Below are 11367 nucleotides of genomic sequence, written 5' to 3' on the forward strand. Positions count from 1 at the left end.
GTCCTTGGTCACTTGAGGAGGTAGATGGTCGCGAACAGGCCGATCCACACCACGTCGACGAAGTGCCAGTAGTAGGACACGACGATCGCGGAGACGGCCTGCTCGTGGGTGAAGCGCTTGGCGACGTACGTCCGGCCGAGCACGAACAGGAAGGCGATCAGACCGCCGGTGACGTGCAGGCCGTGGAAGCCCGTCGTCAGGTAGAAGACCGAGCCGTAGGGGTCGTCAGGACCGGTGATGCCGCGGTTGAGGGCGATGCCCTCCTGCACCAGGGCTGCGTACTCGGTCGCCTGTCCGGCTATGAAGACCGCGCCCATGAGGTAGGTGAGGATGAACCACTCACGCAGGCCCCACAGGCGGACCGCGAGCAGGGAGCCCTTACGTCCGACCTGGCCGCGCTCGGCGGCGAAGACGCCGAACTGGCAGGTGAACGACGACAGCACGAGGATGGTCGTGTTGACCGCCGCGAACGGGATGTTGAGCCCGGAGGTGTTGGCTTCCCACACCTCGGGGCTGACCGCGCGGATCGTGAAGTAGGCCGCGAACAGCGCCGCGAAGAACATCAGCTCGCTTGCGAGCCAGATGATCGTCCCCACGCTGACCATGCTCGGACGGTCGTGATGCCCGTGCAGGCGGGCTGTTGGAAGAGTCGATACTGTCGCCACGCCCGCCATTATGTCCTGCCCCCTTTCCAGAGTCTTCTTGGGACCCTGTGTGTCGTGTTTCAGGGTGCTGCTACACCCTTAGACACCGCTCAGGTTCGGTGTGTGACATGTGGCCGCAGGGCATGGTGTTGGCGCTAGCATCAGGGTGTGACCGACACCACCTCGAAATCACTGAAGATCCTCGTCTACAGCGACGACGTCGACGTACGCAAGCAGGTGATCCTCGCTCTGGGGCGCCGCCCGCACCCGTCTCTGCCGGAGGTGGAGTACGTCGAGGTGGCCACCGAGCCGGCCGTGCGTGCGCAGTTCGATGCCGGTGGCCTGGCTCTGGCCGTGCTCGACGGTGAGACCGCTCCGGCCGGCGGGCTGGGGATCGCCAAGGCGGTCAAGGACGAGGTGAAGGACGCTCCGCCGATCGTGGTGCTCATCGGTCGTCCTCAGGACGCGTGGCTCGGCACCTGGTCGCGTGCGGAAGCCACTGTGCCGCACCCGCTCGACCCGTTCGAGCTGGCCCGGACGGTCGTGGGACTGTTGCGGCCCGTTAACGTTGGCGCATGACGTCCGCGCCCAACTCCTGGCCCGAGGTCCTCACCACGCTGGTCGCGGGACAGTCCCTGTCCGCGCACCAGGCGGCGTGGGCGATGGGGGAGATCCTCTCGGGAGAGGCGACGCCCTCGCAGATCGCCGCCTTCGCGGTGGCTTTGCGCGCCAAGGGTGAGACCGTCGACGAGCTCGCCGGGGTCGCCGACGGGATGCTGGCCAAGGCCAACCCGATCTTCGTGCCGGGTCGCGTGCTCGACATCGTCGGCACCGGTGGCGACCGGTCCTTCTCGGTCAACATCTCCACGATGTCAGCGATCGTCGCGGCCGGTGCCGGGGCCAAGATCGTCAAGCACGGCAACCGGTCCGCCTCCTCCAAGTCGGGATCGGCCGACGTGCTCGAGGCCCTCGGCATCCGGCTGGACCTCGATGTCTCCCGGGTCGGCGAGGTGGCCGAGGAGGCCGGGATCACCTTCCTGTTCGCCGCGGCCTTCCATCCCGCGATGCGCCATGCCGCCGCCGCGCGGCGCGAGATCGGCATCGCCACCGTCTTCAACCTGCTCGGTCCGCTCACCAACCCGGCCCGACCCGCGTCCTCCGCGATCGGCTGTGCCGACGCCTCCGCCGCGCCGGTCATGGCCGGTGTCTTCGCCCGCCGTGGCGTCGACGCCTGGGTCTTCCGCGGCGACGACGGCCTCGACGAGCTCACCACCACCACGACCTCGCACGTGTGGATGGTCTCGCAGGGGGTCGTGACCGAGGCGACCGTCGAGCCGCTCGACCATGGCATCGGCCGGGCCACCGCCGAGGACCTGCGCGGCGACGACGCCGCCTACAACGCCGCCGTCGTCCGCCGTCTGCTCGCCGGGGAGAAGGGCGCCGTACGCGACGCCGTCGTGCTCAACGCCGGTGCTGCTCTCGCCGTCCACGACGCCGGGTCCGGCAGCGTCGACGAGCGGCTCGCCGGGGGCATCGCCCGCGCTGCCGACGCGATCGACTCCGGGGCCGCTCAGGGTGTGCTCGACCGCTGGGTTGCTGCTACCGCCCGTTGAGGGTTCTCGTCGTGCTGTAGGGGATTACGCGCCGAGTCGGCGCGTCTCTTGCGCCTCGCCCGCTTCGCTTCGCGGTGGGCTGTAGATGATTACGCGCCGAGTCGGCGCATCCGCACGCCTCGCTCGCTTCGCTTCGCTCCAAGGCGTGCAGATGCGCCGACTCGGCTACACACAGATGCGCCGACTCGGCTACACCAGACGGGCTTCGCCCGTTCGCCCGTGTTAGTCCAGACCGATGGAGAACGCGGCCTCGAGGTCGACCTGGGAGTAGGTGCGGAAGGCGATGTGGGTCTCGGTCTCGAGCACGCCGGGGACCTTGTTGACCTTGTCGGCGACGACGTTGGCCACGTCCTCGTGGGCACGGACGCGGACCAGGGCGATCAGGTCGATCTGGCCGGTGACGGAGTAGACCTCGCTGACGCCGTCGATGGCGGCCACGGCCTCGGCCACCTCGGGGATCTGGGAGACCTCGGCATTGATGAAGACGATCGCTGTGATCACGCAGGTCACGTTAGCCGATCCTCCTAGAGCGCCGCTGCCCGCCGGCCCGCACCGCCGATCGGACAGGTCCACTCGCCCTCGACGTGGGCGAGGCGTACGCCTGGGGACTCCAGCCAGCGCAGCACCAGCTCGGTCTCCTCGGCGCTCGCGGCCGGCACCGGGCCGGGGGCGGCCACGACCGTCTCGGCGCTGAGCTGGAGGTCGGCGACGTAGGCGTGGGCGTTGGCCTCACGCGGGATCACCCCGGCCCCGGCGAGGCGACCGTGGCGGACGACGTGGACCGCCCAGCGGCCGTCGTCCTCACGCCGGATCGCGGTGAGGTCGGGCAGCCGGGTCAGGCCGGTGAGTCGTTGGGTGCGCGCGGCGGCGCGCAGGTAGGAGGTCAGCCGGTCGCGGTGGACGGCCGCCTCCTCGAACCGCTCCTGCTCGGCCAGGCCGGTGAGCCGCTCGGTGACCGTCTCGACCACCTCGTCGGGCCGGTGGAGGAGCGACTCGCGGACCCGAGACACCAGAGCCGCGTAGGTCTCGGACGGGACGCTCTGGTCGCACGGGCTCAGGCAGCGGTGGAGCTCGGCGAGGACGCACGGGGTCCTGCGCGGCAGCAGAGGGAGCCGGTCGGCGCACTGCCGGATCGGGAACGTGTCGTGGAGCGCCTGGAGCGCCTTCTCGGCGACCTTCTTGGAGCCGAACGGACCGAGATAGTCGGCGTCGTCGTCGAGCACCTGCTTGACCAGCGACAGGCGGGGCCACGGCTCCTGGGTGAGCTTGACGAAGTGCATCTTCTCCGGGCGTCGCGAGCGGCGGTTGTAGGGCGGCTTGTGCTCGGCGATGAGCCGCAGCTCGCGCACGCCCGCCTCCAGCGCCGTCGCACACTCGATGCCCTGCACGGTCGCGGCCAGCCCGACCATCTCGCCCATGCGGGAGCGGGTCTCGGAGGCGGTGAAGTAGGTGCGTACGCGAGTGCGGAGGTCCTTGGAGGTGCCGATGTAGAGCACCCGGCCCCTGTCGTCCTTGAACAGGTAGACGCCGGGGGCGTGCGGCAGGTCCTCGGCCAGATGGCGCTTCTTGCGCTGGGCGGTGGTGACCTTGGCCGAGAAGACGGCCAGGTCCTCGAGGGTCTGCACGCCGATGTTGCCGAGGCGCTCCATCATGCCGTGGAGGACGTCGACCGTCGCGCGGGCGTCGGAGAGGGCGCGGTGGTTGGGGGTCGTGGGGGAGCCGAAGACCCGGGCCAGCGAACCGAGCTTGTGGTTGGGCGCCTCGTCACGGGTGACCACCCGGCGGGCGATCTTCACCGTGTCGAGCACCTCGAAGCGAGGCCAGGGCCGCTCCTGCTTGGCGGCGAAGTGCTTGAGGAAGCCCACGTCGAAGGGGGCGTTGTGGGCGACCAGCACACAGCCCTCAGCGAACTCGAGGAACGCCGGGAGCACCGACTCGATGGTGGGGGAGGAAGCGACCATGGAGTTGGTGATCCCGGTCAGCACGGCGATCGAGGGCGGGATGCCGGTGTGGGGGTTGACGAGGGTCTGGAACTCGCCCAGCACCTCGCCGCCGCGCACCTTCACCGCGCCGATCTCGGTGATCATGCCGCCGTTGTCGGGGCTGTTGCCGGTGGTCTCCAGGTCGACCACGCAGAAGGTCAGGTCGCGCAGCGGCCTGCCGAGCTCGTCGAAGCCTCGCTGGGCCTCCCAGCCTCCGGTGGTCTGCTCGCGCTGGCGGCGGGCGACGGCCCGAGCGCGCATCTCCTTGCGCGCCTCCCGCACCGCGCTACTACTGCCCATGCGAACACATTAGCGAGTGCCACCGACAGTCCTTCGCCACTAAGGTGTGGCGCACCTGACAGGGGAGGTGTGGGCGATCGCAGGGAGAAACAGCGGCATCGAGGGGGCGGCGTCCGGCAACGAGGACCGTCCCTGGGCGCGCTGGTTCGGTCGCTCGGGCTCGTTGCAGGTCGAGCCGGCCGAGGCCGGCGAGCAGGCCAGGACGCTGCTGAGCGAGGACGGACAGACCGCGGCGCTGCGGTTCAACGAACGTGTGCTCGACACGCTGACCGGCGATCTGGCCGGCCTGGTCGAGTACGTCACCGTCCTCGACGGCGCCCAGGCCGACGAGGTCCTCAACACCCAGAAGCTGATCGACAACGCCTTCGCCAGGGTCTCCGCCCAAGGCGTCGACCGGTTCGTGGCCTGGCTCGCAGAGTTGCGTACGCAGGGCCATCCGGCGATCGCGGTCCAGGCGCTGCACGCCTACGGCCGACTCGCGGACGGCGATCTGGCCGCCCTGGCGACCTCGCTGGAGTCCGCCGCGGACCCCGTGATCCTGATCGCGGCCGCCGCCCTGCACCGCCCGCCCGAGGACGCCGCCCGGCTCGCGATCGAGAACGAGCACGATACCTCCATCGCCCACGCCGTCATCCACGACGTGCTCCGTCAGCGGACCGTCCCCGACATCGCCCGGTTCCTCCGGGCGCTGCACCTGCTCGGGGCGCCGGACCTGGTCAACGACACGGTGAAGCAGTTCGCGGCCCCTGCCAGCGGTCGCTCGAACCTCGACAAGGCCCTCCTCTACGTCGCGCTGTACGCCAGCCCGAGGCTGCGTGAGATCGCCCTGGACCTGCTCTGGCGCACCCTCGGCGCGATCGGCGACCTCGGCCGGGCGCCGGGTCCCGCCCAGCAGCAGGATCTCGTCGCGGCGTTCTGGGAGCTGTGTCCGGGCGGACGCGTGCTCGAGGACTGGTTCAAGCTGCGCCTCGACGGCAGCGAGAACTCCGAGGAGGCGCGCGAGCACGTGGTGCTGCTGCTGCGGGGCAGCCGGGGACCCGGCCGCGACAGCCTCCTGGCAGCCATGGCCGGGGACGCGACGCCGATGAACCTCAAACGCATCTGCGAGACCCTCATGGAGGAGGGCGACGAGGCCCAGGCGGCGATGCTCGTCCGTGCGATCGCCCACAGCGGCCACATCGAGCGGCTCGGCGACTTCCTCGACCGGTGGTCGTGGGCGCAGCCGTCCGCCGACACCACGCGGAAGCTTCTCCACTGGGTGCTCACCCCGGAGGGCGCGGACCGCGCGCCGATGGGATCCGCCGTCGTGGAGGGTGTCGCCGGATATCTGGCCGACGGGCACGGCAGGACGCTGGGGGAGGACCTTCGCCGGCAGGCCGCGACCCTGGTCAGGCTCCGCCCGGCCGAGGAGATCGTGGGTCTGCTCGGCCACGTACCCTCCCGGGTCGGGAGGCGGGGCCGCTCGGCCGTCGCCGCCGACGTCGGCTGGAGGCTGGCCGAGGACCTGCTCGTCTACCCGGCGCCGACCGAGGAGACGTACGTCGCCTGGTACGCCGAGTGCCTCGCCGCCCTCGAGGCGGCCGGCTTCGCCGACGCGGTGCGTACGTCCTGGCACCATCTCGCCGACGAGGCGATCAACCGCCGTGGCGCCGGGCCGACGATCGCCGAGACCGCCCACCAGCTCCGGCGCAAGGAGCTCGCCGGCACGGCCGACCGGCTGCTGATCCGCTATCTCGACCAGGCGCAGAGCGTCACCCCCACCGACATCGTCGGCATCACCACGCGGCTGCGCCTGCACCGCTATCCGGAGGCGAGTCGCGCCGGGGTCCTGCGCCGCTCGGTGGGGCGGTGGCAGGACCGGGCCCGGGTCGATGCCGTCGTGGAGGCCCTGGTCGCGGCCGGCCAGGAGGAGGAGGCCGAGTGGGTCAGGTCCGGGTCGTCGTGAGCCGGGTCTGCCTGAGGTAGCGGCGCCCGGCACCGACGAGGAGGACGAACGCGCCCGAGGCGACGATCATCACCAGGGCGCGCAGGCTCCACACGCTCCACACGGAGTCGTCGTCGATCCGGTGGCGCACGGCGCTCAGCAGCGTCAGCGCGACCAGGTACAGCGCGAGCACGACGAACGGACGGTTCGCCGGGTCGCGTGAGACCAGGCGCGCGCCGTGGTTCTTCGCGTCGTACCAGCCCAGGCCGGGGACCCGGAGGTGATGGAGCCAGGGGAGCACGAGCAGGACGAGCGATCCCCAGCCGATCACCGCGACGCCCTTCCACACCCGGTCCCACGCGGACTCGTTGACGACCAGCGCGATGACGACGAAGGCCGCGTACGCCGCGAACGGGAGGAGCCGCTGGGCACCCGTCCCGAGCAGGTCGGAGCGCACGGCCAGGACGACGCAGGTGACCGCGTACAGGATCAGGATCGGGATGGTGTTGAGCACGGCCAGGGTCTGCCAGTCGCCGCCCACCGCGACCAGGACGACCAGCGCGAGCGCCAGGTTCACGAGCAGGATCAGCCAGAAGGAGTCGCCGGTGCGGCCGGGGAGCCGTGATGCCCGCGGCTCGTGCAGGCCGCTGGGGACGTACCTCTCCGCGCTCAGTGCGTAGACCTCGCGACTGAGGGCGTAGGTGAACACGATGCCGGACCCGATCGGGGCCAGGATCGCGGCGATCCGGACCAGCACGACCAGCCAGTCGAGCGGCGCCCCGGCCAGCGTGGCCGCGTCGGTCAGGCGTGCGTAGGAGGTGCCGTGCTCGGCCCCGGAGCCGGCCATGTGCTCGGCGTAGACCAGCTGGAGGGAGGAGTAGAGCAGGAATGAGCCGACGACCGTGCCGTAGACCGCCCAGCGCACCCGCCTGGCCGCCTCGCGACGGCCACCACGGACCTCGCCGGTCACGTCCAGGGGAGCCTGGAAGCCGATGTAGGCGTAGATCACGCCGCTGGTGATCAGCGCGCTGAGCACGCCGGTCGTGGTGGGCCCGGCCGCGGCTCCCGGAGCCGTCGGCCGGCCCGGGGCCGCGAGCGCCAGGAACACCACGAAGATCACCGGGATGGCGATCTTGAGCAGCGTCAGGGCCGCGTTCGTACGCAGGACGAGCCGTCGGGGCAGCAGGACGAAGGCGATGATCGCGGCGGTCACCAGCACCGCCAGGGTCGATCCGATCCCGGTGAGCCCGCCGTCGCCGGCCAGGGCGGGGACGATCTCGGCCAGCCCGTTGACGGCCGCGGCCGCCTGGGCGGCCGGGTTGATGGCGTACGAGATCCACAGCGACGCGGCGAGGATGATCACCACCAGCGGCCCGAAGGCGTCGTGTGGATGGAACAGCAGCCCGCCGGTGCGCTGGGAGATGAGCCCGAACTCGACCATCACGACCGCGATGGTGAGCATGAGCAGGCCGCCGGCGGCCCAGCCGAGGAGCGCGGCCTCGCCCAGGCTCTCGTGGAGGGTGGGAACGGCCAGGAGCCAGCCCGATCCGATCACGCCGCCCGCGGCGAGACCGACGACCTCGACGAGGCTCAGCTTGTCGGCCTGATCGGCGGGTCGCTCGTCCCTCTCGTCCTTCGCGGGCTCATCGGTGGCCACTGGCGTGACGGGCGTGACCGGCGCGACGGGCTCGGTGGGTTGCGGAGCGGGAGCGGCGGGGACCTGCGCGCGTCGCATCGCCTCGAACGCGATCGCGGTCATCAGGCCCCCGATGGCCGCGACCCAGAAGCTCGACTCGTGCAGCAGCTCGCGGAATCCCGGCGACTTGAGGGCATTGAGCTGGACGCTGCCGTAGATGGACATCACGAATCCCGCGGCGCACAGGATCATCCTGGCGATCGCGCTGAGGGTGTGCCGCACGCGCTGGTCTCCCACTCCCGATGATTCGAACGTCGGGAGAACCTATCGAATCAGGGCGGTGTGGCGCAGGAAGCCTGCTGGATCAACCAAGCAGGGGCGAGAGCGAGGAGAGCGGGACGGTGCGGGCGCCGGCGCGGCGTACGTCCTTGACGACCTCGGCGTCGTCGGTGGCGACCAGGATGACGCGGCCGGCGGGTTCGGCGTCGACGAGGTCACGGATGACGTCGTCGGCGATGACGCCCTCGGGGGAGAAGAGGACCTTGACGCCGCGAGGAGGCACCGCGGTGGGGCGTACGGATGCGGAGTGGGCGTCGAAGACGACGGTCGTCTCGGCACCGGTGCGGGCGGCGATCGGCGCGATCGCCCGCAGCAGCCGCAGCCGCTGGGCATCGAGCGCCGAGTCGGGCCACAGCGCCTTGGAGACGTTGTAGCCGTCGACGATCAGCCGGACCCGCGGCATCGCGAGGAACTGCTCGAGGTGGGCGCTGCTGGTGACCCCGGCACCGGCGGCGGCGTCAGCCGAGGCCAGCTCGGCCTCCACCCGCTCGCCCGGGGTGCCGGTGACCGGCGGCAGCGCCAGCTCGCGACGCAGGCCCCCGGCGGCGTCGAGCAGTGTGTCGAGCAGGAACCGGGCGCGCAGCGAGGCGTCCTCGCGGTCCGTCTTGGACGTACGCCGCTCGGCAGCGGCCTCGCGTTCCAGCTTGTCGATCTGGCTGCGGAGCTGTCGCAGCTGGCGGTCACGTGCGGCGAGCTCGTCCTCGGCGCGGGCGAGCGCCGTGCGGGCCTCGGTCAGGGCCTCGTCCAGGCCGGTGCCGGCCTCGCGCGCGGCAGCCCGGGCCTCGCCGAGCTTGCGTCGCAGGGCGGTGTTGTCGGCCTTGAGGTCGTCGAGGCGGGCCTTGCGGTCGGCACGCACCTCGCGGAGCTCGTCCTCGGCCGCGGCGAGCTTGCCGCGCAGCCGGGCCACCTCGGCGTCGACCACCGGCACCGCGGCGGCCTCCAGCCGGTCCAGAGCCTCCTTGAGCGAGACCTCCCAGCCGTCGGGGCGGATGAGCCAGACGACCGCGGCCGCCTCGGCCGGATCCTCGGGGAGGACCACGTCGTCGGCGGAGCCCTCGGAGACGTACGCCGGTCGCAGCTGGCTGCCGACCTTCTCCCGGACCTCGTCGTCGCTCTCGAGCACCGAGGCGATCATCGCGCCGCCGGCCTTGGCCCGCCGGGCGGGCGCGAAGTCGGCGATCCGCTTGAGCGCGGGCGGCAGGCGCACCACGTCGGGAAGCACCCCGGCCGTGAGCGCGACGATGCGCCCCCGGACCGTGTCGGGGAGCGTCGCGTACGCGGAGACCTCCATGTTCCAAGTGTAGGGACCCGGTCCGCGATCGCCGCCTCGAATACCGTGCTGCGATGGTGGTGACACGCCGGACGCAACCGGACGAAAGCAAAAATGTCGGTGCTCGGTGAGACCGTCACTCACATGACGACGAGAATCGACTGTGACACCTGCCTCGTGCGCGGTTTGGCGTGCCACGACTGCGTGGTCACCGTGCTTCTGGGGCCACCGCCGGAGCTGACCATCGAGGACGACGAGCGCCGGGCGCTCGACGTGCTGGCCGAAGGTGGACTGGTCCCGCCGCTGCGCATGGTGGAAGGGATGTAGCCGAACTTTTGGGCGTGGGTGGTTGGCAGGTGGGGGATGCCGTCGGCTAGTGTGCGCAGGAACTTGGCGCTCGTGGAAGTGGGTCAACCGGCCCACGCGAGTGTCGCGCTTAGTCCAGGCCCGCTTCGGGGCGGGCCAGGAGCCGGGGAACCACACCGGTCGTACGCCGCGAACACGGAGTGCGATCACCTGGGGTGCATCCGCCGCAAGGGCGATCTGGGAGACCAGATCGAGGAGCGGTGGTAAGGCAGGTCGTGCCTGAACCCGTCAGCTCACCCGGTAGGCGTCAACGACTACACACAAGGAGACCGTCCGCTCGTGACACGCGACCGGAAGCGACTCATTGCCGGAGCAGCCGGCATCGCCGCCATCGGAGTCGCCGGGATCATTCCCGCAGCGACCCCCGCCCAGGCAGACCCTGACATCGACGACGTTCGCAAGAAGGTCGACAAGCTCTACACCCAGGCCGAGGCGGCCAACGAGGACTACAGCAACGCCAAGCTGCGGCTGCAGGACCTCAAGGACCAGCTCGAGGACCTCAACTCCGACGAGAAGCGTCAGAGCAAGGAGCTCGACAAGATCCGCGCCGAGCTCCGTGACTCCGTGCTGCGGCAGTTCGAGGGCTCCGACGTCTCTGCCGTCGGCCAGGTGATCACCTCCGAGGACCCGCAGGAGTTCCTCGCCGGTCTCTCCACCGTCTCGTCCTACAACGCGCTGCAGGCCGACCTGCTCGCTCGGTACAACACCGAGGCGGAGGCCCTCCAGGTTCGCCGCGAGGCCACCGAGGACGCCAAGTCCCAGGTGGCCAAGATCAAGACGACCATGCAGCAGAAGAAGAGCGAGATCGACAAGAAGTACGAGGCGGCCCAGGCCGAGCTCGACGAGCTGGAGGCCGATGAGCTGGAGGAGTTCCAGTCCACCGACACCAGCATCCCCTCCAACCTGCCGCCGCCCTCGGGTCGCGCCAAGGTGGCCGTCGACTACGCCCTCGCCCAGGTCGGCGACGCCTACGTCTACGGCGCCACCGGCACCGAGTCGTGGGACTGCTCCGGCCTCACCATGGGTGCCTGGGGCCAGGCCGGCGTCTCGCTCCCGCACTCCTCCTCGGCGCAGTACAGCAGCGGACCCCAGGTCTCGCGCGACCAGCTCGCCCCTGGCGACCTGGTCTTCTACTACAGCCCGATCAGCCACGTCGGCATCTACATCGGCAACGGCATGATCGTGCACGCGTCCAACCCGAGCACCGGTGTGAAGGTCTCCCCGATGGACGAGATGCCCTACACGGGCGCCGTCCGCCCGGGCTGAGTTGACCCAGCACCCCGAAGAGGCCGA

General features: G+C 70.7%; 10 protein-coding genes and 1 riboswitch. Of the genes, 5 read left to right on the forward strand and 5 right to left on the reverse strand.

Going from position 1 to position 11367, the window contains the following annotated elements; all coding sequences use genetic code 11:
- Positions 1-8: 8 nt before the first annotated feature.
- Positions 9-674, reverse strand: a complete 666-nt coding sequence (locus ACIO3S_RS23260) for a heme-copper oxidase subunit III (RefSeq protein ID WP_160024382.1) — start codon at positions 672-674, stop codon at positions 9-11.
- A 138-nt stretch (positions 675-812) separates the two neighbouring features.
- On the opposite strand from ACIO3S_RS23260, the gene ACIO3S_RS23265 reads away from it, so the two are divergent.
- Together ACIO3S_RS23265 and trpD are read left to right on the forward strand one after the other, a co-directional pair.
- Positions 813-1223: a hypothetical protein gene (locus tag ACIO3S_RS23265; protein ID WP_160024381.1), complete on the forward strand. Its 411-nt coding sequence runs from the start codon at positions 813-815 to the stop codon at positions 1221-1223.
- Positions 1220-2257, forward strand: a complete 1038-nt coding sequence (gene trpD / locus ACIO3S_RS23270) for an anthranilate phosphoribosyltransferase (RefSeq protein WP_400468044.1) — start codon at positions 1220-1222, stop codon at positions 2255-2257. The genes ACIO3S_RS23265 and trpD overlap by 4 nt, the downstream gene beginning before the upstream one ends.
- A gap of 222 nt (positions 2258-2479) precedes the next feature.
- Here the strand turns inward: trpD and ACIO3S_RS23275 are convergent, their stop codons facing one another.
- Together ACIO3S_RS23275 and ACIO3S_RS23280 are read right to left on the reverse strand one after the other, a co-directional pair.
- Positions 2480-2758 carry an Lrp/AsnC ligand binding domain-containing protein gene (locus ACIO3S_RS23275; RefSeq protein ID WP_141803873.1) on the reverse strand — a complete coding sequence of 93 codons (279 nt, stop codon included), beginning with the start codon at positions 2756-2758 and terminating at the stop codon, positions 2480-2482.
- 23 nt (positions 2759-2781) lie between these two features.
- The gene (locus tag ACIO3S_RS23280) at positions 2782-4500 is read right to left on the reverse strand and encodes a DEDD exonuclease domain-containing protein (protein ID WP_400468458.1); all 1719 of its coding nucleotides are present in this window, start codon (positions 4498-4500) and stop codon (positions 2782-2784) included.
- Between the two features lie 85 nt (positions 4501-4585).
- Here ACIO3S_RS23280 and ACIO3S_RS23285 point away from each other — a divergent pair, with 85 nt between their 5' ends.
- Positions 4586-6484 carry a hypothetical protein gene (locus ACIO3S_RS23285; RefSeq protein ID WP_400468045.1) on the forward strand — a complete coding sequence of 633 codons (1899 nt, stop codon included), beginning with the start codon at positions 4586-4588 and terminating at the stop codon, positions 6482-6484.
- Here the strand turns inward: ACIO3S_RS23285 and ACIO3S_RS23290 are convergent.
- Together ACIO3S_RS23290 and ACIO3S_RS23295 are read right to left on the reverse strand one after the other, a co-directional pair.
- Positions 6465-8381: an APC family permease gene (locus ACIO3S_RS23290; RefSeq protein ID WP_400468046.1), complete on the reverse strand. Its 1917-nt coding sequence runs from the start codon at positions 8379-8381 to the stop codon at positions 6465-6467. The two genes, ACIO3S_RS23285 and ACIO3S_RS23290, sit on opposite strands and share 20 nt — an antisense overlap.
- An 82-nt stretch (positions 8382-8463) precedes the next feature.
- On the reverse strand, positions 8464-9729 hold the full coding sequence (locus ACIO3S_RS23295; protein WP_160024377.1) for an NYN domain-containing protein: 1266 nt from the start codon (positions 9727-9729) through the stop codon (positions 8464-8466).
- A gap of 123 nt (positions 9730-9852) precedes the next feature.
- Between ACIO3S_RS23295 and ACIO3S_RS23300 the strand changes: the two genes are divergently transcribed.
- Both ACIO3S_RS23300 and ACIO3S_RS23305 read left to right on the forward strand, forming a co-directional pair.
- On the forward strand, positions 9853-10035 hold the full coding sequence (locus ACIO3S_RS23300; protein ID WP_091049976.1) for a hypothetical protein: 183 nt from the start codon (positions 9853-9855) through the stop codon (positions 10033-10035).
- Positions 10036-10131: 96 nt separating this feature from the next.
- Positions 10132-10336: riboswitch (cyclic di-AMP (ydaO/yuaA leader) on the forward strand.
- Between the two features lie 17 nt (positions 10337-10353).
- A complete protein-coding gene (locus ACIO3S_RS23305) occupies positions 10354-11340 on the forward strand; it encodes an NlpC/P60 family protein (RefSeq protein WP_400468047.1) in 987 nt (328 codons plus the stop codon).
- Positions 11341-11367: the final 27 nt, after the last annotated feature.

Origin of the sequence: Nocardioides sp. NPDC087217 (genome assembly GCF_044744805.1) — a bacterium.
GTDB lineage: Bacteria > Actinomycetota > Actinomycetes > Propionibacteriales > Nocardioidaceae > Nocardioides.